Source organism: Novosphingobium hassiacum, assembly GCF_014196055.1.
GTDB classification, from domain to species: Bacteria; Pseudomonadota; Alphaproteobacteria; order Sphingomonadales; family Sphingomonadaceae; genus Novosphingobium; species Novosphingobium hassiacum.
Map to the genome: position 1 here is coordinate 44,013 of NZ_JACICY010000006.1, position 26,606 is coordinate 70,618.

Consider the following 26,606-nt stretch of genomic DNA (forward strand, 5'->3'; position numbering starts at 1 on the left):
ACGCTCGAGCCGCAAAAACAGCTATCGCCGGAACGTCATAGGCCTCGACGGGTTGAGCCTCATGCCACTGTAAAGTCACGATTTGACCAATCCAGGAGATGGCCGATGAAGTACACCGCCACGATCGCAATTTCCGCGCTCGCCTTGTCGCTCGCCTCGTGCGGTTCGAAGGACGACGCAGCCACGCCCGTCGCCACGGAGACCGTCGCCAGCGAAACCATGCCAGACATGGCAACCACTGGCGCCGCTGAAGCCAGCGGCGGACAGGCGTTCGCCAATGCCGCTGCTTCCAGCGACGCGTTCGAGATCGCCTCGTCGAAACTTGCCGCCGACATGGCCAGCAGTGCCAAGGTCAAGACCTTCGCCCAGCAGATGATCAAGGCGCACACCGACTCGACCGCCAAGCTCAAGACCGCGGCCGCCGCCGCGTCACCCGTGATCACTCCGATGCCGGAGATGACGGCGATGCAGCAGCAGACGCTCGCGGATCTCAAGAGCAAGTCGGGCGCTGCCTTCGACACCGCATATATCAGCGCGCAGGTCGATGCCCATCAGATGACGCTCGACAAGCTCAAGGCTTATTCGGCTTCGGGCGACGTGCCGTCGCTCAAGGCCTTCGCCACCGAACTGGTGCCGATCGTGACCGGCCACCTCAACATGGCTAAAGGAATGCAGTAACCTCAGCCGGGCAACGTCCCCGTCTGGCGCAGGGCCTCGCCCAGCGCCAGCGCGGTGGACATCGCCAGGTTCATTGAACGTACCTCAGGCCTGATCGGCAGCGTCAGGCGTTCGTCGCACGCTTGCGCAACCTCGGCCGGCACACCCGCGCTCTCTTTCCCGAACAGCAGCACGTCGTCGGGCTTGAAGCGAAACGCGTAAGCGGACTCGCGGCTTTTGGTCGTGAACAATAGCAATCGGCTCGCCCCTATCGACGCCCGAAACGCGGCAAAACTCGCGTGGCGAACGACGCTGACGTGGTCGATGTAATCCATCGCGGCGCGGCGTACCCTCCGGTCGTCCCATTCGAAACCCAGCGGCTCGATCAGATCGACGCTCGCACCCAGGCACGCCCCCAGTCGCAGGACCGCACCGACGTTTCCAGCAATTTCGGGTTCGAACAGGGCGATACGCATCTTGGCCGATTGGCGCGTGCCCGCGAACCTTGCAAGCCTTTGTTACCCGCCTCCGGAACGCTGGTCCGGCTGCGGTGTTCTGGATTTTGTCGCGGCTCGACCGGCACGGCGACCACGATAAGGACTGCCCAAGATGGCTTCGGAATTAGAGATTACCCGGCGGGGCGTGCTTGCTGGCGGCGCGGCGACGGCGGCGATGGCCACGACGAATCCGGCAAGGGCCCAGATGACCAACCAGACCACTCCCCCGCCGACTGTCCCGGTAACGCTCGACGTCAACGGCACGTCGCACACGCTTAACCTCGACACGCGCACCAGCCTGCTCGACGCGCTGCGCGAGCACATCAAGCTGACCGGCACCAAGAAGGGCTGCGATCAGGGCCAGTGCGGTGCCTGCACCGTGCTGGTCGATGGCAAGCGCATCAACTCGTGCCTGACGCTCGCGGTGATGCAGCAGGGCAAGCGCATCCAGACGGTCGAAGGACTCGGCACGCCCGACAGTCTCCACCCGATGCAGGCCGCGTTCGTCAAGCACGACGGCTACCAGTGCGGCTACTGTACCCCCGGCCAGATCTGCTCGGCGGTCGCGGTTATCGCCGAGATTCGCGCGGGCATCCCCAGCCATGTCACGCCCGATCTCACCGCCAAGCCGCAACTGGCGGACGCCGAAATCCGCGAACGGATGAGCGGCAACATCTGCCGCTGCGGCGCCTATTCCAACATTGTCGAGGCGATTACCGAAGTCGCGGGAGCCAAGGCATGAAGCCCTTCACCTACGAACGCGCCGATTCGCCCGCCGCAGCCGCTGCTGCCGCCGCGCGCAACCCCGGCAGCCGGTTCATTGCGGGCGGCACCAACCTGCTCGACCTGATGAAGCTACAGATCGAAACACCTCCACATCTGGTAGATGTCACCGGCCTCAAGCTCGACCGGATCGACAAGACCGACGATGGCGGCCTTCGCATCGGCGCGCTCGTCCGCAACACCGATCTTGCCGCCGACGACCGCGTCCGCCGTGATTACGGCGTCCTGTCGCGCGCGTTGCTCGCAGGCGCCAGCGGCCAGTTGCGCAACATGGCGACGACCGCCGGCAACCTGCTCCAGCGCACTCGCTGCCCCTATTTCTATGACACCAATATGCCCTGCAACAAGCGCACCCCCGGCAGCGGCTGCTCGGCGATCGGCGGGTACAGCCGCCAGCTTGCGGTCGTCGGCAGCAGCGGATCGTGCATCGCCACGCACCCTTCCGACATGGCCGTCGCCATGCGCGCGCTGGATGCGATGGTCGAGACGGTGCGCTCGGACGGTTCGACCCGCACGATCCCCATCGCCGACTTCCACCGCCTCCCCGGCGAGACGCCGCACATCGACACCAACCTCGCTCCGGCAGAGCTGATCACCGCGGTGACCCTGCCCAAGCCTCTGGGCGGCAAGCACATCTACAAGAAGGTTCGCGACCGCGCGTCCTACGCCTTCGCGCTGATCTCGGTCGCGGCAGTGATCGGCAAGGACGGCAAGGGCCGCGTCACCATTGGCGGCGTCGCGCACAAACCATGGCGCGTGGATGCAGCCGACGCGCAACTGCCGCAGGGCGCAAAAGCGACCGCGCAAGCCCTCTTCGCCGACGCCAAGCCGACCAAGGACAACGCCTACAAGATCCCGCTGGTCGAGCGCACGCTCGGCGTGGTTCTGGCACAGGCGGGAGCCAAATCATGAAGTTTGACACACCCGCCACCACGAACCCGATCGACCAGCTCAAGATCGTCGGCAAGCCAGTCGACCGGATCGACGGTCCGCTCAAGACCACCGGCACCGCGTCCTACGCCTACGAGCGCCACGACGTCGCGGCCAACCCCGCCTATGGTCACATCCTCGGTTCGGCCATCGCCAAGGGCCGCATCGCCTCGATCGACACGCGTGAGGCAATCGCCGCGCCCGGCGTGCTCGCCGTGGTCACCGCGCAGAATGCGGGCGCGCTGATGAAGGGCGATTTCAACACCGCCAAGCTGCTCGCCGGGCCCGAAGTCCAGCACTACCACCAAGCCGTCGCCCTGGTCGTTGCCGAGACCTTTGAACAGGCCCGCGCCGCCGCCGGACTGATCAAGGTCGACTACACGCGCGCCGATGGTGCCTACGATCTCGAGAAAGCGAAGTCCTCAGCGACCAAGCCCAAGGACATGGACGGGGACGCGCCCGACAGCAAGGTCGGCGATTTTGCCAGCGCCTTTGCCGCCGCGCCCGTCCAGATCGACGCGACATATCATACCCCCGACGTCAGCCATGCCATGATGGAGCCCCACGCCAGCATCGCCGCATGGAAGGGCGATGAACTCTCGCTGTGGACGTCCAACCAGATGATCGACTGGGGCCGTGGCGATGTCGCCAAGACGCTCGGCATTCCCAAGGACAAGGTGCATCTGTCCTCGCCTTACATCGGCGGCGGCTTCGGCGGAAAACTGTTCGTCCGCTCCGACGCGATCCTTGCCGCGCTCGGCGCGCGTGCGGCCAAGCGCCCGGTCAAGGTCGCGCTCCAACGCGCGCTGGTCGCCAACAACACCACGCACCGCCCCGCCACGATCCAGCGCGTGCGCATCGGCGCATCGCGCGACGGCAAGATCACCGCCATCGCGCACGAAAACTGGTCGGGCGACCTTCCCGGTGGCGGCCCGGATAGTTCGGTCCAGCAGACGCGCATGCTTTACGCCGCGCCGAACCGCATGACGGCGACGCGCCTCGCGGTGCTCGACCTGCCCGAATCCAACGCCATGCGCGCGCCGGGCGAGGCCACCGGCCATATGGCGCTCGAAGTCGCGATGGACGAAATGGCCGAGAAGCTGGGGATGGACCCCGTCCAGTTCCGCATCCTCAACGACAGCCAGGTCGTGCCCGATGATAACGGCAAGACCGATAGACCGTTTTCGCAGCGCCAGCTCGTCGAATGCCTGCGCCAGGGTGCCGACACGTTTGGCTGGACCGGCCGCAACGCCAAACCCGCCCAGCGCCGCGAAGGTGACTGGCTGATCGGCATGGGCGTCGCGTCGGCCTACCGCGGCGCGCCGACGCAAAAGTCCGGCGCACGCGTCCGGCTCGATGGCTCCGGCATGGTCACCGTCGAGACCGACATGACCGATATCGGCACCGGCAGCTACACGATCATCGCGCAGACCGCCGCCGAGATGATGGGTGTTCCGCTGGACAAGGTCGTGGTGAAACTGGGTGACACCGCCTACCCCGTCTCGGCAGGTTCGGGCGGCCAATGGGGCGCGGCGAGTTCCACCGCCGGTGTCTACGCCGCCTGCACCAAGCTGCGCGAAGCGGTCGCCACCAAGCTCGGCTTCAGCACCGCCGACGTCACGTTCGCCGACGGTAAGGTCAGCTCGGCTGGCCGCTCAGTCGCTTTGGGCGAAGCTGCTGGCCCCGGAGGCCTCGTCGCCGAAGACACGATGGAATTCGGCGATCTGTCGGAGAAGTACCAGCATTCCACCTTCGGCGCACACTTCGTCGAAGTCGCGGTCGATATGCATACGTGCGAAGTCCGCCTGCGCCGCATGCTCGCGGTCTGCGCGGCCGGTCGCATCCTCAACCCCAAGTCCGCGCGCAGCCAGGTGATCGGCGCGATGACGATGGGTGCGGGCGCGGCTTTGATGGAAGAACTTGCCGTCGACAACCGCTTCGGCTTCTTCGTCAACCACGACCTTGCCGGTTACGAAGTCCCGGTTCACGCCGATATCCCGCATCAGGACGTCGTCTTCCTCGACGAGACCGATCCGACCGTCTCGCCGATGAAGGCCAAGGGCGTGGGCGAACTCGGCATCTGCGGCGTTGCGGCAGCGGTCGCCAACGCGATCTACAACGCCACCGGCGTGCGCGTCCGCGAATATCCGATCACGCTGGACAAGCTGATATCGCAGATGCCGGCGCTGGTGTGACCTGCTAGAAAGGGGCGTGTCTGAACTGCTCCCCATCCTCTACAGCTTCCGCCGCTGCCCTTACGCCATGCGCGCAAGGCTGGCGCTCATTGTGAGCCAAACACCCGTAACCCTGCGCGAAGTCAAACTGTCGGCCAAGCCACAGGCAATGCTCGACGCCTCACCCAAGGGCACCGTCCCCGTGCTGGTCCTGCCCGATGGCAGCGTGATCGACGAGAGCGTAGATGTCATGCGCTGGGCACTTGCCAGCAGCGACCCGGAAGGCTGGCTCGAACGCGACGACCCGGACCTGATCGCGCGCAACGACGGCCAGTTCAAACACGATCTCGACCGCTACAAGTACCCCGAACGACACGGCTCGGAACCACTCGCTCACCGCGCGCAAGGCCTCGCAATGCTGCATAGCCTAGAGACCCGACTTGCACGGTCCGGCTATCTTTACGGATCGCGACGTGGCTTGGCCGACATGGCAATCATGCCCTTTGTCCGCCAGTTCGCCGCCGTCGATCCTGACTGGTTTGCCACCCAGTCGCTGCCCTGCCTTCAGCGATGGCTGGCCGAGCACCTCGCTTCGCCGATCTTCGCCAGTGTCATGGTGCGGCACCAGCCATGGACGCCTGGCGACCCCGACGTCGAGCTTGCGCCTTAACGTCTGGCCATGGCCTGCAATGTCGTGCTAGGGGCGCGCCTTGCGTGGTCGATGCCGACGATGCACTGGCGCGACCGGCATGTTTCGTCATGTCGATAGTCTTCCTATTTCAAGGTGTTCGAGTACGGATTGATGGCGGGATACAAGGAACCAGGATTTAACGACCGGGTCGCAGCTGCAGCGGCAGCGCGCGCCAAGGCACTTGCGAAACTGCAAGCCAAGCCTGCGCCCGATCCCGCTGCACAGGCTGCTGCTGCCGCACGCGCCGCGGCCAAGGAAGCCGCCGCCGCTGAAAAGCGCGCAGCCGTCCTGGCCGAGCGTGAAGCCAAGCGCGCCGAGATTGCCGCCCGCAAGCAGGCCGAAGCCGAAGCCGCCGCAGCAGAAGCTGCCAAGCCGGAAATCACCGAGGCCGAACGCAAGGCCATCCGCGACGCCAAGTATGCCGCCCGCAAAGCGCGCAAGAAGTAGCTCGGGATATCGACGCTACCGCAACGACGCTCGATCATGACTGGATCGGCACAGCCCATATCCCGAACGGCGTAGAGATACGCTTGGTGCAGGTCGGCGACGAGTTCACCATCCTGCTTGAACATACCGAATTGATGAGCACGCGGGCGAGTTGCTCTGAAAAAGCGCTGGCGACCATGACCCACGCCCGCCTCGGCGACCGCGCGGGCCAGGAGTGGCTGATCGGCGGCTATGGCATGGGCTACACGCTGCGCGCGGCGCTTGCGGTGCTCCCCGCCGACGCTGGTGTCACCGTTGCCGAAATCGTGCCAGAGATCATCGACTGGGCGCATGGCCCGATGCACGCGCTGACCGCAGGTTGCCTCGACGATCGCCGCGTCATGCTGATCAAGGACGACGTCGCGATCCTGATCGACGCGGCGAGCGAGGCCTACGACGCAATCCTGCTCGATGTCGATAACGGCCCTGACGGCCTGACCCGCCGCGTCAACGACGACTTGTACTACGTCGATGGTTTGCAGGCCGCGATGGCTGCGCTGCGCCACGGGGGCATTCTGGCGGTATGGTCATCTGATCCGGACGCCGCTTTTGCCCAAAGACTGGCCGATACCGGCTTCGATATCGAAGAAGTCACCGTGGACGAAACGTCCAACGATCGGGGCACTCAACACACTATCTGGTTCGCACAAAAGCCTTAAACTGCAAGCCTTTGAGGCGACTTCCGGGGCGCTTCCGACCAGGCCCAGAACCATTTTACAACTATGTTGCAAATTCAACCCATTGGAGTTGCCAACGAATTCAGGTCTCGCCAAAGTCCGTTAGGACGAAGGGGGATGCACGCATGAATGGGGACGACAGGGCCAGACTGGCAACAATCACGTCGATGCTCGGTGATCTGCTGGCAAATCTATCGGGGCAGGCCAGAATTCACGAAACGCCGACAGACGAGCAACTGATAGCAAAAGCGAAAGCGAAGATCCTCGCACGACGGCAAAGGCAGGCGCTCTTCCCCGGGCTCCAGGTTGCCGACCCGGCATGGGATCTCCTCCTCGAACTCTATATCGTCTGCCTCGAAAGGCGTCGGGTTTCGGTGACGGGTCTCGGCCACCACGCCAACGTGCCGAGCGCGACCGTTTTGCGCTGGCTGAGCGCATTTCAGGAAACCGGGCTGATCGAGCGCGAACGCGATCCGCAGGACCGCCGACGCATCTGGGTGCGGCTCACCGACGAGGGGCGCAGGCGCGTTACGATCAGCGTCCACACCGAAATGCAGATCACGTCCGGCAAGTCCATCGCTGCCTGATGGCTCAGCCCCGCCCGCGATAGGACTGAACGCCCTGATCGGGCAACCACAACGCTGCGGGCGGCGCGCCCGATTGCCAGAACACGTCGATCGGAATGCCGCCGCGCGGATACCAGTAGCCCCCGATCCGCAGCCATTGCGGCTGCATCTCGGCAAACAGACGCTGGCCGATGCCTACGGTCACATCCTCATGGAACCCGGCATGATTGCGGAAAGAACCGAGAAACAGCTTCAGCGACTTCGATTCGACGATGGTCTCGCCAGGAGCGTAGTCGATCACCAGATGCGCGAAATCGGGTTGCCCGGTCACCGGGCACAGCGACGTGAACTCGGGCGCTGCGAAGCGGATCATGTACAGCGTGCCTGCGCGCGGATTGGGAACGTAGTCGAGCGCTGCCTCTTCCGGGCTTGCCGGGAGCGTGCTGGTCTTACCGAGGTGGAGCGGTCCTTCGCTGGCCATGTCTGAAATCCTGATCAAGATGTTGCGCGCGCCATGCACTTGTCTCAAGGCGGGGGCAAGTCGGCGGGCGGTGCCAGATGGTTCAGCCGCGATTAAACCGCGACCGCTTGTTGCGCAGATCATGTTAGTGAGGATCATGGGGCCGCTTTCCATCACCCGATTTTCCGTCGTCAGCGCCTTTGCGCTTGGCGCGGGCATTGCGTCGGCGCAGGACGTCGGCAGCTACCAGCTCCCTCCCTCACCACGCCCATCGGCGACGGCGCAGGGTCCGGTCGTGCCCGACGTTCCCCCACCCCGGCCCGCGACCTCGCCCACCGCCTCCCCCACCCCTGCTCCCGCCCCTGCTCCCGCCACGCCGCCTGCTTCCTCGTCGCCGGATGCGCCGCGAATCGTGCTACCCTCACCGCGGCAGCCCTCGGCAGCGTCACCCAGGCCCGCGCCGTCCGCTCCGGTAAGGGCCCCGGCCACGGCCCCGACCGCGCAGGCCGATGCCGCGCCCGCCGCTGCCCCGCCGATTTCGCCGCTCCCCACGGCCACTCCTCTGCCCACCCCATCGGTCTCTTCCCCTCCTCCCCCCCTTACCCAAACCCAACCAGAGAAAGCTGCGATCTGGCCGTGGATTGCACTGGCGCTGGCGCTCGTCGCTGCGGCGCTCGGTGGCTTTGTAACATTCCAGCGCCGCAAACGACTTACGGCGACCGAGGCTGTGTTCGAACCGCCCATCGTGCACCCCGAACCCCTCCCCGAAATTGCGCCCGAAATCGTGCCGCCAGTGCCTGCTCAGCCTCAGACCCCAGTCCTCAACGTGGACCTCGAGGCCACGCGGATGAGCGCGACTCTGTTCAATGCCACCCTCGCCTATCGCCTGAGCGTCTCTGCCGGCACCCGGATCGACAGCCTCACAGTGCGCGGTGACATGACCGCAGCCCACGCCTCGCGCCCTGCCGAGGAACAACTCGGCAGCGGCGATGCGCCGATCCTCCATCGCGCCGGCGCGCTTGCGGCAGAAGAAGTGATTGAGCTTTCAGGTGAAGTTCGCCTGCCGCTGTCTGCGATCAAGCCGATCCAGCATGGCAACGCCGCCCTGTTCGTGCCGCTCGTCCGGCTCGAACTCGAAGGTATGTCGAATGGAAAACCTGTGCGCCTCCGCGCGGCGTTCGTCGTGGGACTCGAAGAAGCCGGCGCAGACGAGCGCCTGCATCCGTTCCGGCTCGACCTCGGCCCGCGCATCTACCCCTATGTCGGCCGCCGCGCCCTCGCCGTTCCGACTTTCGCCTGACGGCCTGCGCTTTTCGTGCTCGACGCCCCCGGCACGCGCGGCTAGTCTGCCTTGACGAGCCCGCGCCAGACGGGTCGCACAAAGCAGGCAGGAGCTTCTAGAACCATGGAATCACTGGTATCTACCCAGTGGCTCGCGGACGAAATCGGCGCGAGTGACCTACGCATAGTCGACGCCACGGCGTTCCTCCCCGAGCACGCCCGCGACGCGTTGCAGGAATATGAAGCGTGCCACATTCCGGGCGCGGTGTTCATGGAACTTGCCGATCTCGTCGATAGCGCATCGCCTGTCGCCAACACATTGCCGCCAGCCGATAAATTCGCGAGCCGGATGCAGGCTCTGGGCCTCGGAGATGGCAGCCGCATCGTGATCTACGATGACAGCCCGATCAAATCCGCCACCCGCGCCTGGTTCATGCTGACAATGTTCGGCGCGCAGAACGTCGCGCTGCTCGACGGCGGCATAGCGAAGTGGAAAGCCGAAGCAAGACCGTGCGTTTCCGGCCGCGAAACCCTGCGCCAGCGCCATTTCACGGTGTGGTCGGACACCGCGCGCGTCCGTACCAAAGCCGATGTTCTCGCCAACCTCAGCGCGAATGATGCCGTCGTCGTCGATGCGCGCGGCGCTGGACGCTTCACCGGCGACCAGCGCGAAACCAATCCGGCGCTCGCCAGCGGTCACATTCCCGGCGCGCGCAACGTCGCTTATTCCAGTCTTTTCAATGACGATGGCACGTGGAAATCGTCTGCTGCCATCCGCAACGCCTTCGAGGCCGCAGGCGTGGATCTTTCGCGACCGCTAATCTCGTCATGCGGTTCGGGGATGACCGCCAACGTCCTGATCTTCGCGCTCCACCTCATCGGCAAGGACGACGTCGCGCTTTACGATGGCTCGTGGAGCGAATGGGGGATGGACCCCGCCACTCCCAAGGCAACAGGCCCTGCAACTTAGCATAGATCCGTTCGTGTCGAGCATAGTCGAGACACCGCTCGCAGGTGTCTCCACTTCCGGGCTTTCCGCCCGAAAGTTTATCCCGAGCAACGTTGAAGGACTCGACCCGAACGGGGAAGGTAAAGCGGTCGAACTCTCGGGGCCAAGCTGCTAATAGCGGTACGAAATGAGCAAATCCGAAAACAGCAAAGCCCTCGGCCCGGCCACCCGCGGCGTTCTCGCCGGACGGCGCGAGGAATGGACGGGAACGCCGGGCCATCCGGGTGCGGTGGTCAATCCGCCGGTGTGGCGCGCCTCGACGCACATCTATCCTGACATGGCCGCCATGCGGGCGCATCCGGCTAACGTCGATGGTAACTTCTACTATGGCCGTCGCGGCGGCCCGACCCAGTGGGCATTGTCGGAAGCGCTGACCGAGTTGGAGCCCGGCGCGGTGGGCACGGTGCTGTACCCGTCGGGCGTATCGGCCATCGCCGGAGTCCTGCTGACCGTGCTCCGCCCCGGTGACGTGCTGGCCATGACTGACAATGCCTACGAGCCAAGCCGCGCAATGGGGCGCGGATTGCTCAGGGACTTCGGCATCGAAACCCGCTGGTTCGACCCGCAGGACCTCGCCTCGTTCGAAGCGGCGTGCTGCGATCGGACGCGCGCGGTGCTGCTCGAAAGCCCCGGCAGCCTGACCATGGAAGTGCAGGACGTGCCCGCACTGGCCGCAGCCGCAAAGGCGCGCGGGCTGGTCACGATCCTCGACAACACCTGGGCTTCGCCGCTCGGCTTCTCAGCGCTCGCCCATGGCGCAGACATCGCGGTGATGAGCCTGACCAAGCACGTCTCCGGCCACTCCGATTGCATGATGGGCAGCGCCACGGCGGGCGAGGACTGGTATCGCAAGCTTCGCCTGCGCGCGCAGGGCCTTGGCAATGTCGTCTCACCGGATGACGCTTCGCTGATGCTGCGCGGTTTGCGCACGATGAAACTGCGGCTCGATGCGGAGACGGCTTCGGCGCTGGCGATCGCGCAGTGGCTCGAAGCGCAGCCACAGGTAGCGCGCGTGCTGTGCCCGATGCTCCCCGGATCGCCCGGGCACATGCTGTGGCAACGCGATTTTACCGGCGGCTGCGGACTGTTCAGTTTCGTATTGAAAGGCGGCACACCGGACGCGCGCGACGCGCTGATCGACGCGCTCGACCTGTTTGGCATCGGCTATTCGTGGGGGGGCTTCGAAAGTCTGGCAACGCCGGCCGACCCCGCCTCGATCCGCACCGCGAGCGCTTGGCCGCTGGCGGGAATGGATGATGCCGACCGCTATGGCGTGCGCCTGTCGATCGGCCTTGAAGATACCGCCGACTTGATCGCCAGCCTTGATCGCGGCTTTGCCGCATGGTCGCGACACGGAGCGCGCGCGTGAACGGATTCAAGCAGAAGGCCGCAGAAGGTGTCCGCCTTCTTAATGACATAGGCTTCGACATTGGGACCTACCACATCTCCGTCTGGGGTGCGCTGCGCCTCGTGATCGTGGTGGTGCTGATGTTTGCTTTTGCACAGATCGTCGGCAAGCTGGCGCGTCGCATGTTCCGCCGGATCGACCGGCTGGACCGCACGCAACAGGTGCTGGGCGAAAAGATCGCGACCATCGTGGTATGGGCGCTGGCCTTCTTCATCGGCATCGACGTTCTGGGCATCAGCCTCACCGCGCTGACCGTGTTCTCCGGCGCATTCGGCCTCGCCATCGGCTTCGGTCTGCAAAAGACGTTCGGCAACCTGATCGCGGGGATCATCCTGCTGATGGACCGTTCGATCAAGCCGGGTGACGTGATCGCAGTCAACGACGGCACGGGCATGTCATTCGGCGAGGTCAAGAAGATCGGAATCCGCGCCGTCTCGGTTACGACGCGCGACAATCGCGAGTACCTGATCCCGAACGAAATTCTGATGACCACGCAAGTCGAGAACTGGTCCTACTCGTCACGCGAAGTCGCGATCCAGATTCCGGTCGGCGTGGCGTATGGCAGTGATCTCGAACAGGTCCAGAAGCTGCTGCTCGAAGCGGTCAGCAGCGTGCCCCGCGTCCTGTCGTTCCCCTCGCCCGGCGTGCTGCTCAGCGCGTTCGGGCCGAGCAGCATCGATATGGCGGTCGTCGCGTGGATCGACGATCCGGAAGGCGGCGTGGGCAATGTCAAATCCGATATCCTCATGGCCGTGTGGCGCCTGTTCCGCGACAATGGCGTCCAGATTCCCTTCCCGCAGCAGGAATTGAGCATCAAAGACAGCGAAGGCCTGCGCATCTTGGCCGAGGCGCTGAAATCGCACACCAAAACCGCACCGGACGAGCCGGGCTAAAGCTCACCTAGTCACGCGACAATCCATTCTCGCTGGTCTCTTGCGGCCCCCGCGCCCATCTGCACCTCATGAGCAATTCCACTGCAAAAATCGGAACGGTTTACCTCGTCGGCGCAGGCCCCGGAGACGCGGACCTGTTAACCGTACGCGCCGCACGGTTGGTGATGAATGCGCGCGTGCTGGTGCATGACGGACTGGTCGATCCCTCGATCCTTGCCATGGCGCCACGCGGCTGCCGGATGGTCTCGGTTGCCAAACAGCGTTCGCGCCACACGATGAAGCAGCAAGACATCAACGCCTTGCTGGTGCGTGAGGCGCTGGCTGGAAACGACGTGATCCGCCTCAAGGGCGGCGATCCGTTCGTATTCGGGCGTGGCGGTGAAGAGGCCGAGGACTGCTTTGCGGCGGGCGTGCCGGTGCAGGTCGTGCCGGGCATCAGCGCCGCGATGGGAGCAGCAGCTGCGGCAATGATCCCGCTCACCCACCGTGACAGCGCGAGCATCGTCTCGTTCGTTGCAGGCCAGTGCAAGGGCCTGACCGACCAGAACTGGGCGGGTCTTGCCGGAGTCGGCCGTACGCTGGTGATCTACATGGGCGTCGCCACGGCAGAGGCGATCGCCGAAAAGCTGATGGCCGATGGCCTCGCGCCAGACATGCCCGTGGCGGTCATTGAAAATGCTGCGCGGCCTGAAATGCGCGTCGTTCGCGGCGCTCTCGCGGGCCTCGGCGCGGTCGTGGCCGATAACAGGATCAAGAGTCCCGCCCTCATCATCATCGGTGAGGTTGCGGGTCGGGGAGACATGATGGAATTGAAGAAAGTGGCGGAGATGGCTGCATGAAGATCATCACCGGAAATGACCTGCGCACAGGTGATGTGATCTGGTGGACCGGCGAAGGCTGGTCGCGCCATGTCAACGACGCGGTCGAGGCGGGCGATCATGCCGACGCGATTATCGCGCGCGAGAACGCCAAGCAGATCGTCACCGACACGCATGTGGTCGATGCCGAACAGACCGCCGATGGCGTGCGGCCTGCGCACATCAAGGAGCGCGTCCGTGCGCTGGGGCCGACAGTGCGGCTCGACCTTTCCCTCAAGCCTGCCGATCCCGATGCCGGCAACTGGGTGATCTGACATGTATCAGTATGACAGCTATGACCAGGCGATGGTCGATGCCCGCGTCGCCGAATTCCGCGACCAGGTGGAGCGCCGCCTTGCCGGTGACATCACCGAGGACCAGTTCAAGCCCTTGCGCCTGAAGAACGGTCTGTACCTCCAGCTTCACGCCTACATGCTGCGCGTCGCGGTGCCTTATGGCACGCTGAACAGCACGCAGATGCGCATGCTGGGCGATATCGCGGACAAGTATGACCGCGGTTACGGCCACTTCACCACGCGCCAGAACATCCAGTACAACTGGATCAAGCTCTCCGACGCGCCGGATATTCTCGCCGATCTCGCTTCGGTCGAGATGCACGCGATCCAGACCAGCGGCAACTGCATCCGCAACACCACGTCCGACCAGTTCGCGGGCGCTGCGGCAGACGAACTCGTCGACCCCCGCCCATATGCCGAACTGCTGCGCCAGTGGTCGACGTTCCACCCGGAATTCGATTACCTGCCGCGCAAGTTCAAGATCGCGATGATCGGTTCGGAAACCGACCGTGCGGCGATGAAGCTGCACGACATTGGCATCCAGCTGGTACGCAACGACGCGGGCGAGATCGGCTGCAAGTTCTACGTCGGCGGGGGCATGGGCCGTACGCCGATGATCGCACCGGTGATCGGCGATTTCGTGCCGCCACTGCAGATGATCAGCTACCTCGAGGCCTGCCTGCGCGTCTACAACCGCTATGGCCGCCGCGACAACAAGTACAAGGCGCGCATCAAGATCCTCGTCCACGAAATCGGCGCGGACGAATACCGCCGCCAGGTCGAGGAAGAATTCGCGCACATCCTGACGCTGAACCTCGAACCGCCTCCGGCCGAACTGGAACGGATCAAGGGCTTCTTCGAACAGCCCGGCTTCGAAGCCGGCCTGTCGGACGACCTCGACCTATCCGATCCCGACTTCGCGCTGTGGGTCGATCAGAACACGCATGCCCACAAGCAGGCGGGCTACACGATCGTCACGATCAGCCTGAAACCCGCGGGCGGCATCCCGGGCGATGCCACGGCGGATCAGATCCGCCTGATGGCGGACCTCGCCAAGGAGCACTCGTTCGACGAACTGCGCGTAACCCACGCGCAGAACATCGTCCTGCCGCATGTGAAGAAGGCTGATCTCTACGCGCTGTGGCAGAAGCTGGACGAAGCCGGGCTTGCCACTGCAAACCTCGACCTGATCAGCGACATCATCGCGTGTCCGGGCCTCGATTATTGCGCGCTGGCCAATGCTCGTTCGATCCCGGTTGCGCAGAAGATCTCGGCGCGCTTTGCCGACCTCGGTCGCCAGCGCGAACTGGGTGAGCTGAAGCTCAAGATTTCGGGCTGCATCAATGCCTGCGGGCATCACCACGCCGGCCACATCGGCATCCTCGGCGTCGATCGCAAGGGCGTTGAAAACTACCAGCTGCTGCTCGGCGGTAGCGAAGGCGCAGACACCTCGCTCGCCTCGATCACCGGCCCCGGCTTCAGCGAGGACGGGATCGTGGACGCGGTGGAAAAGGCGACCGACGTTTACCTAGCCCAGCGCGCCGATGGCGAACGCTTCGTCGATACCTTCCGCCGTATCGGCATGGCTCCGTTCAAGGAAGCGATCTATGCCAAGGAGCCGGTCAATGGTTGAGCAGAACTTGCGTTTCCGCAGCGACGAACCCGTCGGCGATCCGGCAGTAACGGTCGACGCCTTTGCCGACCAGTCCAACGCCACCGCCGTGCGGATCGAACCGGGCGATGATGCGCGTGCATTGCTGCCGCACCTCGATCGGCTGGCGCTGGTGGAAGTGAACTTCCCGACGTATGGCGATGGTCGCGGCTATTCGGCGGCGCGTATCCTGCGCGAACATGGCTATGCGGGCGAATTGCGCGCGGTGGGCGATGTACTGATCGACCAGCTTTCGCACATGCGCCGTTGCGGGTTCGACAGCTTTGCGCCCGATCAGCCGATCAGCGCCGAGGCCGCCGACAAAGCCCTCGCCACATGGCCCGAGGTCTATCAGAAGACCGTCGATGGCCGCCCCGCGATCTGGGCGAAGCGTCACTCCGCCTGATCCCGATCCAAGTGGACACCCCTGCAATGGACCCGACCTTGACCCGCAATCTCGACCGCAAGATCGATCTGATCGACACCGCGCCCCGCTTTACGGACAGCGATGCGATCCGGCTCAACAACCTGTTCCGGGGGACCGACACGCAGGAGATGCTGCGTTCGGTGATCCGTGACGGGCTGGCGGGCGATCTTGCAGTGGTGTCCAGCTTCGGCGCGGAAAGCGCGGTGCTGTTGCATCTGGTGGCGCAAGTCGATCCGGGCGTGCCGGTGCTGTTCCTCGAAACGCACAAGCACTTCCCCGAGACGATCGCCTATCGCGATCAACTGGCCGATGTGTTGGGCCTGCGCAATCTTGTGATCGTCGAGCCTGACGCGGAACTGATCGCGAAGAAGGACGACAACGGGCTGCGCTGGTCGTGGGACCCCGACGGCTGCTGCGAAATCCGCAAGGTCGAACCGCTGGCCAAGGCGCTGTTGCACTACGATGCGTCGATCACGGGTCGCAAAGGCTTCCAGTCGAAGACGCGCGCCGGATTGCCGCGTTTCGAGGTGGATCGTTCCGATGCGCAAGGCCGGTTCAAGATCAACCCGCTGGCATCGTGGGACAAGAATATGCTCGCGGCGTATTTCGTCGAGCATAACCTTCCCGCGCATCCGCTGGTCGCGCAAGGCTACCCCTCGATCGGCTGCGCGCCGTGCACCAGCCGCGTCGAGCCAGGCGAAGACCCGCGCTCGGGCCGCTGGAAGGGCTGGGACAAGGTCGAATGCGGCATCCACGCGCCGACCGATGGCGAAGCCAAGCCGGGCGACGAACTGCCACCGGGGTATGATCCGATTTTCTAGTTCCCGACGAGTACGAATGGAGCCCAGGTGGCGGGGTGAGCTCCGCCAGATACGGTCTTGTCTCTCAGAATTGCCAGTTGTGCGCGGCGCAACGCCTCTGCGCGAGTGAGGCCGCTCTGCGCGCCTTGCAGGGTATCGAGCGTCAAGCGACTGGCGACGTCATCCCGGACCGGCCAGTGCGACAGCAACAACGAACGCGCGCCCGCCGCAACGAACGAACGTGCGAGACCCGAGAACGTCGGCGCGCTCTCGCCGTCACCCGCGCTTGTGTCGCAGGCGGACAGGATCACCCAGTCTGCATCCAGCCGCAGCTTGGCTATTTCCGAAGCTGTGAGCAGGCCATCATCCAGATCGCTCGGCGTTTCGGGCGGGGTCATTACTAACGCCGGTTCAACCAGATCGCGGAAGCTTCCTCCGACAAGCCCATGCGTTGCGAAGGCGATGACGCTGGCCTGTTCGAGCGGGGCCGCTTTGACCGCCGTTTCTGTTGCGTCCGCCCCGATCAGCAATGCTGGCGTTCCCGAAAAAGCCGTCGCCATGCGGCGCAGTTCATCCGCCGCGCCGGGCAGGCTCGCCAGCTCGCGCAAAGCCCTTACACTGGTATCGCCCGATCGCAGCAATGGAGCTGCACGCGTAGCGAGTCGGACCGGCGCGCCAAGCGTCGGCGCACCGATGCCCGCGAACGTCGCAGGCCTGCCAGATTTCATTGGTCGCTCGGCCAAGGGCACTGCGCCAAGCGGCACGGAAACCGCGTGGTCGAGAGCAAGCCAGCGCGTCTGGCGCAATGCACCGGTATCGCTGTCAGCACCCTTGGGCGCTTCACTGACGAGTGCAGGAAACGGCAAGGCGGCAAGACTGCCGGGTGCGAGGATGCGCAAGTCCGGCGTGCGCCTTATGGCGTTGCGGATCGGCTCGGGAAACAGGACCTGATATAGCTCCCAAGCCGCCGTCCGGTCGAACGCCCCTTGCCCACTATTGGCTAGGCCAAGATCGATTGAGCCGCGCAACCGCTTTTCAAGATCAAGCAATGTGCGCGGCGCAATCGGAGATTGAGCGACAACAGCCGCATCTCGGGTCACCGCCAGCACCACCAGCCCCGCTTCGTCCTGCCCAAAGAGAACCATCGCCTGCCCCTTGGCCAAGGCCTTTTGCGTAGCGGTCAGCGAGGCGGGCTCGACCGCCGTCTGCATGGCATAGCCGGGGATCAGCATGCCGAGGCGCTTGTCCTCTTCGCGGAGCTTGGCATCTACATCGGCAAGTTGGCGATTGATGGCATCGGTCGCGTCCGCTTTACCAGCAGCGACCTGCGCATTGAGAGTACGGCGCAATCGTGCGCCTTCAGCCGCGAGCGACTGGTAGCGCCGAATTACTTCGGTCGCCTCCCCACCATCGGCGGCGCGAAGCAGCGCAAGGCTGGACATCGCACTCTGCAGATCTCCCAGATTGGCCAGCTGCAAGGCTTCAAAGGCTTGAGCGGAATCATTGGCCTGCAGCGCCAGCCGGGCATGCTCAACGAACAGGACGTGATACTGCTCTGCAAGTCGCGAGACTTCTGCACGCGGTGTCGCTCGGTCGAGCAGGCGTTCTCTCGCAGGGGCCAGAATTTCGCGCGACCGCAGGAGCGCATTTGCAGGATCGCCCTTGCGAGCGACGATATCCTGCGCAAATACCTGTCCGGCCAATCGGCGGGCGTTGGAACTGAGCGCACGCTTGGTGAAGGCATCGTTTGCGTGCACAAGCAAGGCCGATGCCTCATCAAGCTTGCCGTTCTCGATATACTCGCGCGCGAGATTGACTTCGGCAAAAAGGATATCGGGGTGCTCGGGCGATACCGACCGTTCGCGACCAATGCGCACCGCCTTTTCGCGCAGGGCGAGCGACAAGACCTTGTCCCCGCGCCACGCGGCCAGACGCGCAACTTGCCCGATCGCGATCGCAGCGATGGTCGGGTTGTTCTTGTTGTCGCTCTTTTCAAAAATCTCGGCAGCGCGTTCGTAAAACGGCAACGCCTCTTCCTTGTGACCTGAATTATCGAGCGCGAAGCCGAGTGCACTGAACGAGAACGCGACATCGGTGTGGTCGGGCGCATAGGCTTTCATCCGCAGCTCAAGCGTTCGTCGGACGACGGGGATCGCTTGCGCGTACAGACCGGAATCGTTGAGCGAAGTGCCCAACTGGTTGAGCGTTGCCATGGTCACACGGTGATCTTCGCCAAGGTGCGTTTCGGCCCAGACTGCCGCCTCGCGCGCCGGTTCGATCGATGACGCCGTATCACCAGACTGGGACAAAAGAGCTGCAAGGCTCAGGCCGAAAATGGCTGGCTGCTCCAGATCATCACCGGTCAGGTCTGCGTGCGAACGCGCGATCCGCAATGCTTCGCGCACGCGCGGCATTGCCTTGAGCGGTTCGCCCTGACGGAACTCCACGAGTGCCATGCCATAGAGCGCGGACGCATATTCGATGCTCTCAGTCCCAGCTGTCTGCGCTGTCAGATCGAGCGCGCGCAACTTGTATCGTGTCGCCTCTTCAAGCTTGCCCAAGGAGGAATAAAGCGAGCCGATATTGTTGACGAGTTCCGCCCTATCGGGCGTCATCGCATACCTACCAGAGTCCAGCTCAGCCTCGAGCTTATGGTAAATGCTTAGCGCCTCGTCATAACGATCCAGCCAGAACAATGCGTTTGCGCGACTTGCCTCGGCATAAATCATGTCGAGCCGGTCGATTCCCTTGGCCTTGCGCGCGCGCGCCAGGATCGCATCAATCTTTGCCAGCGCCTCGGCAGGCTTGCCAGCAGTATCCATGGTTTTGAGCGCCTTGACCTGGTCGGTCAAGCTCTGCACCGGCGCGCTCTTCACAGGTTCTGCGGCGATCGCACCGCTCGGTACAGCTGCCGCAAGCGCAGCGGCCCAGATCAACCTGCTCATGCAATTTCCCCCAGCGGCACTACTGCTCACGTAGCACAGGGTTAACCGCAATCGGACGCTATGCCAGTGCTTTTAAGCACATTTCACTTCAGCCACCCCGCTTCGCGATACCACGCCGCCGTCGCGTGCAGTCCCATCTGCGTTTCCACCTGCGGCGTCCAGATCGCGGGCGGTGGCTGGTTGCCCTCGCCTACGCGCCAGTCGGGGTGGCACATGTAGCCGACGCGGTCCATCGTCAGCTTGGCGCCTTTGCCCCGGAACCGTGCGTCGAGCTTGGCGCCGAGCCGCAGCATTCCGGCGGGCAGGTTCATTGCCGTGACGCGCTTCCCCACCGCCATGCCTATGGCCCTGGCGATGTCGTTGTGCGTCCAGCCGCCCGGCCTGCCATCGTCGGGTTCGAAGGTCAGGTGCGTAACATCCTCTCCGCCCGGTATCAGTGTGAGCAAGAGGCGAGCGAGATCGTTCACATGGATGAGCGACGCTTGGCCCTTTGGTGGCAAGGGCATCACCCCGAACCGCGCCGCCTTGAACATCTCGAGCGTATCGGTGTCACGCGGTCCATAGACCCAGGGTGGGCGCACGACGGTCCAGTCGAGGCTGCTCGCCTTGACCACGCGTTCGCCTCGCAGCTTGGACTTGCCGTAGTCCGACAGGTCCGGTTCGCGTGCCGACAGCGACGAGACATGGACGAAGCGCGGCACGCCTGCGTCGAGCGCGGCGTTGACCACATTCAGCGTGCCCCAGACGTTGCCTTCCTCGAATCCGGCCTTATCCGGCGCGTTGACGACACCTGCGATATTAAGCACCACGCTCGCCTTGCCGACCAAGCGCGCCAGTGCGCGTTTGTCCGACAAGTCGCCCTGCACCCACTCGACACCGACGCGGGCCTCCTGCGGGCGGCGGGCCAGCGCGCGAACCTCGATCCCGGCGCGGGCGGCGAATTCGAGAACCGCTTGCCCGACGAACCCGGTCGCCCCGGTGATCGCCAGCAATTCTGCTGCCATTACAACAGCACCATCTGGTCGCGATGGATCAGCGCCGAACGCGGGGCATAGCCGAGCGTAGCCTCGTGATCGCGGCTAGGGCGCCCCATGATGCGCACACATTCAGCCGCATCGTATTCCGACAGGCCGCGCGCCAGCGTCTGACCGTCGGGGCCGAGCACGGCGATGGCATCGCCGCGCTGGAATTCGCCTTCGACCGCCGTGACGCCAGCGGCGAGCAGGCTGGAGCCGCGCGTCAGGGCACTGGCCGCGCCCGCATCGACGCGCACCAGCCCACGCATCCGCATCTTGCCGCCCAGCCAAGCCTTGCGCGCCTGCTTGCGCCCGCGCGGCAAGAATAGCGTCCCGCGATCGGCTTGAAGCGCGGTGGCGATAGGCGAGACCGGCTGTCCATCGATGATCGCCAATGCAATCCCGGCAAACTCGGCGATCTCGGCAGCCTGCAGCTTCGACGTCATCCCACCCGAGCCGAGGCCCGAAGACGACCCGCCGGTCGCCATCGCGTGAATCTCAGGCGTTACGCCGCGCACCACCGGGATGCGTTGTGCGCCCGGCTCGCGCGGATCGCGATCGTAGAGGCCGTCGATATCCGAGAGCAGCAGCACCGCACTCGCGCCCGCCGCCTGACCGACCCGCGCGGCGAGGCGGTCGTTGTCGCCGAAGCGAATTTCCTGTGTCGCGACCGAATCGTTCTCGTTGATCACCGGCACCGCGCCCGCTGCGAGCAAGGTGCCCAGCGTCGCGGTGACGTTGAGATAGCGGCGGCGGTCTTCGAGATCTTCGAGCGTCAGCAAGATCTGCGCCGCGGTGAGGCCATGCGCGGCCAGCAATTCCGCCCACAAACCGGCCAACGCAATCTGGCCAACCGAAGCTGCGGCCTGCGCATCCGAAAGCGATCCGCGTCCGCCCTTGGCCAGCCCGAGCTTGCGCGCTCCGAGCGCAATCGCGCCCGACGAGACCACGATCACTTCCTGACCGCCAGCCCGCGCCGCAGCGATTTCGGCCACCAGCGCAGCCAGCCAGTCGCGACGCGGAGCGCCATCCCCGCCCACAAGCAACGCCGATCCAACCTTGACCACGAGACGTGGACAGGCGGCAACATCGGTCAATTGGTCAAGCTGGCTGATCTTCATGGTCAAGGCCGCTTACGGGAATTGTGACGAGGCGTGAAGGCCCGCCGGTCGGATATGTGGGGCATCATGGCGTTGGGCGAGCGATACACGAGCGCCCTTCGACAGGCTCAGGTCGAGCGGGCACCGGTGTGATCCCGCAACCGCTCATGCTGAGCGTGTCGAAGCATCAGAGCGGGGACCAGGGCTTGGCGTCCTCTGCATTCTCGACCTCGCCCGTCGGGCGTTCGGTGATGGTCGCTGCCGGCAAGTGGTCGAGCACCGCGTCCAGCAGCGCATCGATCCCCTTGCCGGTCGCGGCCGAGATCGGGAATACGCGCGTTGCGCCGGCTTCGAGCAGTTCCTTGGCGAAGGCGTTGACCAGTTCGGTATCGACCAGATCGATCTTGTTGAGCGCCACCAGCCGCGCCTTGTCGCCAAGGCCCATGCCATAGGCTTCGAGTTCGCCCTCGACGACACGCATCGCTTCGACCGGATCTGTATCGCTGTGAATGTCGACCAGATGAATCAGCACGCGGCAGCGTTCGATGTGCCCGAGGAAGCGGTCGCCGATCCCCGCACCATCAGCCGCGCCCTCAATTAGGCCGGGGATGTCGGCCAGCACGAATTCGCGCGCGCGGTGGCGGACCACGCCAAGCTGAGGACGAAGCGTCGTGAAGGCATATTCGCCGACCTTGGCCTTGGTATTGGTGATCTGGTTGATGAACGTCGATTTGCCCGCATTTGGCAGACCGACGAGGCCAGCGTCGGCGAGCAGCTTTAGCCGCAGCCAGACATACATTTCCTCGCCGGGCCAGCCGGGGCCGGACTGGCGCGGGGCGCGGTTGGTCGAGCTTTTGTAAGACGCGTTGCCGCGTCCGCCCTCTCCGCCACGCAGCAGGACCACGCGCTCGCCGACTTCGGTCAGATCGAGCAGCACGGTTTCGCGATCATCGTCGAGCACTTGCGTTCCGACGGGCACCTTGATCACCAGATCATTACCGCCCGCGCCGGTGCGGTTGGTGCCCATGCCGCCATGGCCGCGCTGCGCCTTGAAATGCTGGGTATAGCGGAAGTCGATCAGCGTATTGAGGCCGGCGACGGCCTCGAACACGATATCGCCACCCTTGCCACCGCTGCCGCCGTTAGGACCGCCGTATTCCTCGTACTTCTCGCGCCGGAATGCGACCGCGCCTGGGCCGCCCGCGCCCGAACGGATGAAAATCTTTGCCTGGTCGAGAAAATGCATGACGGGTCACTGGTCCAACAACAGGCCCGGATGCAACCGACAACCGCCGCAACAGACTGCACCCGAAAACGCGGCTGGTGTACCCGTTCGAGGAGAGCCTGTCGAACAATGCCGACCAGAAGAACCGCGCAAGGCCTGCCTGAAACATGCGGTCCCGGTGATACCTGGTGGAGCCGAGGGGGATCGAACCCCTGACCTCGTCATTGCGAACGACGCGCTCTCCCATCTGAGCTACGGCCCCGTTCCCGGTATCGCCCGACAAGACAAGTCCTGCCAGGAGCGCCCGCCCTTAGCGCAGCGCTCCCGGTGTTACCAGACCAATTTTGCGGCGTCGAAGCCCCGTAGACGGTCAGTTTGCGCCAGTGCCAACGGGCTCCATCGGCAGCACCACCGTGGAGGCCGGCATCGGCCGCGCGACCACCGGCACCGGAGCGTACTGCGCCCGCCATTCGGCCAGCGCGATGCGATAGGCCTCGTAGCGACGGTAGAAATCGTCGAACACGACTTCGATGCTGGGCAGGCTGCGCACGGCAAAGGCTTCCAACTCGGTCGATTTGACGCCGATGCCGTCGCGCGTCACGGCTGTCACCGCGTCGCAGAAGTCATCAATCGTGGGCGGGAGCGCATAGTGATTGTAGAGCGAAGTCAGATAGCTTTCACGAGGGGCGATGTATTTCGCCCCATACCGCTGCTTGAACTCGGCATCGATCTTCTTGTTGACAGCGTTCAGCGTCTTGCCGTGCGCAGTGAGGAATTCCTTGTACCGCGGCAGGATCTCGGCGTGCTTGGGCGCACTGCAATTGAGCGCGGCAACGTTATACGCCGAACGCAGGTTCCAGACCATCTGGTTGGTCGAGATATTGCGGTTTACCGACTGGCGCAGACCGTTGGCGTCGGCGGGGGGAAGATAGATATTGTCCGATGCCCCGTTCGGCGGCGTGGGCTTTGGCGGCGGGACCACGACCTTGGGCGGCGGGGGTGGCGGCACGATCATCGGGATCGGCTTGGGCGCGCAGGACGCCAGACCGATTGCCAACGCGGAAACACAGACGAATGGCGCAATCGCGCGCCGGTAACGGAACATTGGCAATCCCCCGGACGACCCTCTCGCTCAAGGTGCAATCCTGAGCGCGGCATCCTTGCTGCAAGCTGAAGACAGGTACTAGCGCGGCAAGAGCGCTTTGAGAATCCCTAAACGCACGAAAGACCCGGCGAGCACGAAGCTCGCCGGGCAATTTGAGACCAATTGAAAATTCAACCGCGTCAATAGGTTGATCAGCGACGATCGCCCATGAATTGCAGCAGGAACTGGAACATGTTGATGAAGTCGAGGTACAGGCTCAGCGCGCCGAGAACGACGGCCTTGCCGGCAAATTCCGTACCCGCGACATAAGCATACTGCTCCTTGAGACGCTGCGTATCATAGGCGGTGAGGCCCGCGAAGATCAGCACGCCGAGGAAGCTGATCGCCCACTGCAGCCCCGAAGACTTCAGGAACATGTTGAGTACCGAAGCCAGCAACAGGCCGATCACACCCATCACCAGGAAGCTGCCCATACCGGACAGGTCCTTCTTGGTGGTGTAACCATAGAGGCTAAGTCCAGCGAATGCACCGGCCGTGGCGAAGAACGTCGTGGCTACCGACGCGCCGGTATAGACCAGCAGCACCGTCGAGAGCGACAGGCCCATCAGGGTCGCAAAGCCCCAGAACATGATCTGAAGCGTCGGGGTCGAGAACTTGTTCTGGCCAAAACTCATCGCCATGACGATTGCGAGCGGCGACAGGATGATCAGCCACGCAAGCGGACCGCCATTCACGAACACGCTGGCGGCAAGCGACGTAGGGCCGCCCATCGAGAACAGCAGCGCGACGACGCCCGAAAGCAGAACGCCCGAGGCCATATAATTGTAGATCGACAGCATGTGGCGGCGCAGGCCGGCATCGAAGACTTCGGTGCGGCCCTGAGCGCCGGAAAGGCTCGGAGACACGCCGAAGCCCGTTCCGGTGGGCCGGGGGTCATTCCAATTTGCCATTTTCAAGCTCCGTTCTGTGGCCACAATGACCACGTAATACGAATATCGTCGCAGTGTGCCCTTGTTTCAAGCGAAACCGGCATAACGGATTGGCAATCAATTGTAACGAATTGTTGCTGAACTCAGGTTTTCGCCTGCGCCTGCCGCGTCATCTCGGCACTGCGATCCCGCGCGCCGCGCAAGGTATCCGTCATCAGCGACACAAGGCGGTCGTCCGCGTCGAGAACATCTATCCCGACTTGGGTCACGCCGCCGGGGCTGGCTACGCGCCGCGCAAGTTCTGCAGGCGCATGGTCGGAGCCTGCCGCGAGCATCGCCGCCCCTTCGACCATCGACAGCGCCAGCCGGTCGGCCTGATCGCGAGGTAGGCCGAGTTCGGCGGCACCTTGTGCCAGCGCATCGATAAACCGGTAGACGAAGGCGGGACCCGATCCCGCCAGCGCAGTCACCAGATCCATCTGGTCCTCGTCCGAAAGCCACTCGGCCTGACCCAGCGGCGCCATCAGCGCGTCGCTCTGCGCACGGGCAGCCTCGTCGGCGTCACCGACCAGCGCGATCGGGGACTTGCCCAGCGCCGCAGCCAGATTGGGCATGACCCGGACGATCGCGCGCGCAAGCGGGAAATGGCTCCGCAATGTCGCGATATCCACGCCTGCAAGGATCGACAGCAACAGCGTCTGCGGGCCGATCGAAGGTGCGATTGCGCGTGCTGCGTCGGGCAGTTGCTGCGGCTTGAACCCCAGCAGGACCACTTCGAACGCACCCTCGCCTTCAGGCGCCGCGCCGAGCAACCGCACACCCGCCGGTGCGGTCTCAAGGTATGGATCGACTATCGTGAACGATTGCGGCGCGAACCCGCCCGCGAGCCAGCCTTTGAGCATGGCCCCGCCCATGTTGCCGCAGCCGAATTGGAGGATGGACATGATCATCGGCATTCTTCCTCGAAACGTTGGCGCTCTCATTGGCGAGTGACCAAACAATGACAACCCGCTCCCCCGCGAAGGCGGGGGCCTCGGGCCTCTAGGGGGGCGCTATCCGGCCTGAGGTCCCCGCCTTCGCGGGGACGCGGTAGTATCAATGGCCCCGCGTTACGCTTCGCCTGCCGCATCGACCATCGCGCTGGCGAGCGCTTCGACCGGGCTCTTGTCACCCCACAGGACGAACTGGAATGCCGGGTAGAAACGGTCGCATTCGTCGACGGCTGCCTCGATCGCGGCTTGCGCCTGGCTCAGGCTGAGCAGGCCATCGTCGCCGAGCATCAGGCCGTGGCGATAGAGCAGGACCGCGCCGTTCGACCAGATATCGAAGTGACCGATCCACACCTGCTCATTAATGAGTGCCATCAGTTCAAAGACCTGGGGCCGCTTGTCGTCAGCGATGCGGATGTCGGGCAGGCAGAGGATCTGGAGGACGTGATCTTCGGCACGCCAGATCGCGCGAACCTGGTAGCTGGCCCACGACCCCTGCACCTCGCCGCTGACTTCGTCGTCCGAAACAAATTCGCACGGCCAGCCGCGCGCCTCGAACAACGAGGCGATCATGTCGACCGGCGCCGCCTCGTCGCGCTCGTTGTCGTCATGGCCGGTACGCATGGTACGTCCCCTGAACACTTTGCTGCGCCTCCCGGAATGGTCGGCCCCCGGCAAGGCGATTTGCCCGGCCCGCCGTTGTCCTGTCCATGGGGCTGGACCCCCTCAACGACAATCGTGGGTTAACAGGCGG

Annotated in this window: 27 protein-coding genes and 1 tRNA gene; 17 read left to right on the forward strand and 11 right to left on the reverse strand. The window is 64.3% G+C overall.

What is annotated here, in order from left to right; all coding sequences use genetic code 11:
• Window positions 1-105 precede the first annotated feature (105 nt).
• Complete coding sequence (locus GGQ88_RS12800; RefSeq protein WP_183613833.1) at window positions 106-678, forward strand: DUF4142 domain-containing protein; 573 nt, start codon at window positions 106-108, stop codon at window positions 676-678.
• A 2-nt stretch (window positions 679-680) separates the two neighbouring features.
• On the opposite strand, the gene GGQ88_RS12805 is transcribed toward GGQ88_RS12800, so the two are convergent.
• On the reverse strand, window positions 681-1,133 hold the full coding sequence (locus GGQ88_RS12805) for a tRNA (cytidine(34)-2'-O)-methyltransferase (protein WP_183613834.1): 453 nt from the start codon (window positions 1,131-1,133) through the stop codon (window positions 681-683).
• A 133-nt stretch (window positions 1,134-1,266) separates the two neighbouring features.
• Here GGQ88_RS12805 and paoA point away from each other — a divergent pair, with 133 nt between their 5' ends.
• The 7 genes from paoA (at window position 1,267) to GGQ88_RS12840 (ending at window position 7,482) form a co-directional block, all read left to right on the forward strand.
• On the forward strand, window positions 1,267-1,896 hold the full coding sequence (gene paoA / locus GGQ88_RS12810; protein ID WP_183613835.1) for an aldehyde dehydrogenase iron-sulfur subunit PaoA: 630 nt from the start codon (window positions 1,267-1,269) through the stop codon (window positions 1,894-1,896).
• A complete protein-coding gene (locus tag GGQ88_RS12815) occupies window positions 1,893-2,849 on the forward strand; it encodes an FAD binding domain-containing protein (protein ID WP_183613836.1) in 957 nt (318 codons plus the stop codon). Before paoA ends, GGQ88_RS12815 begins: the two co-directional genes overlap by 4 nt.
• Window positions 2,846-5,062: an aldehyde oxidoreductase molybdenum-binding subunit PaoC gene (gene paoC, locus GGQ88_RS12820; RefSeq protein ID WP_183613837.1), complete on the forward strand. Its 2,217-nt coding sequence runs from the start codon at window positions 2,846-2,848 to the stop codon at window positions 5,060-5,062. Before GGQ88_RS12815 ends, paoC begins: the two co-directional genes overlap by 4 nt.
• Window positions 5,063-5,078: 16 nt before the next feature.
• Complete coding sequence (locus GGQ88_RS12825) at window positions 5,079-5,711, forward strand: glutathione S-transferase (protein ID WP_343057204.1); 633 nt, start codon at window positions 5,079-5,081, stop codon at window positions 5,709-5,711.
• A 132-nt stretch (window positions 5,712-5,843) separates the two neighbouring features.
• Window positions 5,844-6,179: a DUF6481 family protein gene (locus tag GGQ88_RS12830; protein ID WP_183613838.1), complete on the forward strand. Its 336-nt coding sequence runs from the start codon at window positions 5,844-5,846 to the stop codon at window positions 6,177-6,179.
• A gap of 83 nt (window positions 6,180-6,262) precedes the next feature.
• On the forward strand, window positions 6,263-6,877 hold the full coding sequence (locus GGQ88_RS12835) for a polyamine aminopropyltransferase (RefSeq protein WP_221214659.1): 615 nt from the start codon (window positions 6,263-6,265) through the stop codon (window positions 6,875-6,877).
• Between the two features lie 143 nt (window positions 6,878-7,020).
• Window positions 7,021-7,482 (forward strand): MarR family transcriptional regulator, encoded by a 462-nt coding sequence (locus GGQ88_RS12840; RefSeq protein WP_183613839.1) that lies wholly within the window; start codon window positions 7,021-7,023, stop codon window positions 7,480-7,482.
• Window positions 7,483-7,486: 4 nt separating this feature from the next.
• Here GGQ88_RS12840 and queF read toward each other — a convergent pair whose 3' ends face one another.
• Complete coding sequence (gene queF, locus GGQ88_RS12845) at window positions 7,487-7,942, reverse strand: preQ(1) synthase (RefSeq protein WP_183613840.1); 456 nt, start codon at window positions 7,940-7,942, stop codon at window positions 7,487-7,489.
• A gap of 136 nt (window positions 7,943-8,078) precedes the next feature.
• On the opposite strand from queF, the gene GGQ88_RS12850 reads away from it, so the two are divergent.
• The 9 genes from GGQ88_RS12850 (at window position 8,079) to GGQ88_RS12890 (ending at window position 16,564) form a co-directional block, all read left to right on the forward strand.
• Window positions 8,079-9,221, forward strand: coding sequence for a hypothetical protein (locus tag GGQ88_RS12850; RefSeq protein ID WP_183613841.1), 1,143 nt, complete (start codon window positions 8,079-8,081; stop codon window positions 9,219-9,221).
• Window positions 9,222-9,326: 105 nt separating this feature from the next.
• On the forward strand, window positions 9,327-10,172 hold the full coding sequence (gene sseA / locus GGQ88_RS12855) for a 3-mercaptopyruvate sulfurtransferase (protein WP_183613842.1): 846 nt from the start codon (window positions 9,327-9,329) through the stop codon (window positions 10,170-10,172).
• A gap of 166 nt (window positions 10,173-10,338) precedes the next feature.
• Window positions 10,339-11,580: a cystathionine beta-lyase gene (metC, locus tag GGQ88_RS12860; protein ID WP_183613843.1), complete on the forward strand. Its 1,242-nt coding sequence runs from the start codon at window positions 10,339-10,341 to the stop codon at window positions 11,578-11,580.
• On the forward strand, window positions 11,577-12,512 hold the full coding sequence (locus GGQ88_RS12865; RefSeq protein ID WP_343057205.1) for a mechanosensitive ion channel family protein: 936 nt from the start codon (window positions 11,577-11,579) through the stop codon (window positions 12,510-12,512). The genes metC and GGQ88_RS12865 overlap by 4 nt, the downstream gene beginning before the upstream one ends.
• 68 nt (window positions 12,513-12,580) lie before the next feature.
• The gene (gene cobA / locus GGQ88_RS12870; protein ID WP_183613845.1) at window positions 12,581-13,351 is read left to right on the forward strand and encodes a uroporphyrinogen-III C-methyltransferase; all 771 of its coding nucleotides are present in this window, start codon (window positions 12,581-12,583) and stop codon (window positions 13,349-13,351) included.
• Window positions 13,348-13,644: a DUF2849 domain-containing protein gene (locus GGQ88_RS12875; protein WP_183613846.1), complete on the forward strand. Its 297-nt coding sequence runs from the start codon at window positions 13,348-13,350 to the stop codon at window positions 13,642-13,644. Before cobA ends, GGQ88_RS12875 begins: the two co-directional genes overlap by 4 nt.
• Window position 13,645: 1 nt before the next feature.
• Window positions 13,646-15,298: a nitrite/sulfite reductase gene (locus GGQ88_RS12880; RefSeq protein WP_183613847.1), complete on the forward strand. Its 1,653-nt coding sequence runs from the start codon at window positions 13,646-13,648 to the stop codon at window positions 15,296-15,298.
• Window positions 15,291-15,722 (forward strand): DUF934 domain-containing protein, encoded by a 432-nt coding sequence (locus GGQ88_RS12885; RefSeq protein WP_183613848.1) that lies wholly within the window; start codon window positions 15,291-15,293, stop codon window positions 15,720-15,722. Before GGQ88_RS12880 ends, GGQ88_RS12885 begins: the two co-directional genes overlap by 8 nt.
• Window positions 15,723-15,748: 26 nt before the next feature.
• A complete protein-coding gene (locus GGQ88_RS12890) occupies window positions 15,749-16,564 on the forward strand; it encodes a phosphoadenylyl-sulfate reductase (protein WP_183613849.1) in 816 nt (271 codons plus the stop codon).
• Here the strand turns inward: GGQ88_RS12890 and GGQ88_RS12895 are convergent.
• The 9 genes from GGQ88_RS12895 to GGQ88_RS12935 all read right to left on the reverse strand — a co-directional run bounded on the left by GGQ88_RS12895 (window position 16,561) and on the right by GGQ88_RS12935 (window position 26,476).
• Entirely contained in the window at window positions 16,561-19,488 is a 2,928-nt protein-coding gene (locus GGQ88_RS12895; RefSeq protein WP_183613850.1) for a CHAT domain-containing protein, read from the reverse strand. The two genes, GGQ88_RS12890 and GGQ88_RS12895, sit on opposite strands and share 4 nt — an antisense overlap.
• An 83-nt stretch (window positions 19,489-19,571) precedes the next feature.
• Window positions 19,572-20,492 (reverse strand): NAD-dependent epimerase/dehydratase family protein, encoded by a 921-nt coding sequence (locus tag GGQ88_RS12900; RefSeq protein WP_183613851.1) that lies wholly within the window; start codon window positions 20,490-20,492, stop codon window positions 19,572-19,574.
• Window positions 20,492-21,625: a glutamate 5-kinase gene (gene proB, locus GGQ88_RS12905; RefSeq protein WP_183613852.1), complete on the reverse strand. Its 1,134-nt coding sequence runs from the start codon at window positions 21,623-21,625 to the stop codon at window positions 20,492-20,494. The genes GGQ88_RS12900 and proB overlap by 1 nt, the downstream gene beginning before the upstream one ends.
• A gap of 166 nt (window positions 21,626-21,791) precedes the next feature.
• Window positions 21,792-22,850 carry a GTPase ObgE gene (obgE, locus tag GGQ88_RS12910; protein WP_183613853.1) on the reverse strand — a complete coding sequence of 353 codons (1,059 nt, stop codon included), beginning with the start codon at window positions 22,848-22,850 and terminating at the stop codon, window positions 21,792-21,794.
• Between the two features lie 165 nt (window positions 22,851-23,015).
• Window positions 23,016-23,091: transfer RNA gene (locus tag GGQ88_RS12915), tRNA-Ala, on the reverse strand.
• 108 nt (window positions 23,092-23,199) lie between these two features.
• On the reverse strand, window positions 23,200-23,934 hold the full coding sequence (locus GGQ88_RS12920) for a hypothetical protein (RefSeq protein WP_183613854.1): 735 nt from the start codon (window positions 23,932-23,934) through the stop codon (window positions 23,200-23,202).
• A 191-nt stretch (window positions 23,935-24,125) separates the two neighbouring features.
• Window positions 24,126-24,884 (reverse strand): Bax inhibitor-1/YccA family protein, encoded by a 759-nt coding sequence (locus GGQ88_RS12925; protein ID WP_183613855.1) that lies wholly within the window; start codon window positions 24,882-24,884, stop codon window positions 24,126-24,128.
• A gap of 122 nt (window positions 24,885-25,006) precedes the next feature.
• Window positions 25,007-25,819: a pyrroline-5-carboxylate reductase gene (proC, locus tag GGQ88_RS12930; RefSeq protein ID WP_425490447.1), complete on the reverse strand. Its 813-nt coding sequence runs from the start codon at window positions 25,817-25,819 to the stop codon at window positions 25,007-25,009.
• A 153-nt stretch (window positions 25,820-25,972) separates the two neighbouring features.
• A complete protein-coding gene (locus tag GGQ88_RS12935; RefSeq protein WP_183613856.1) occupies window positions 25,973-26,476 on the reverse strand; it encodes a type III secretion system chaperone family protein in 504 nt (167 codons plus the stop codon).
• Between the last annotated feature and the right edge of the window lie 130 nt (window positions 26,477-26,606).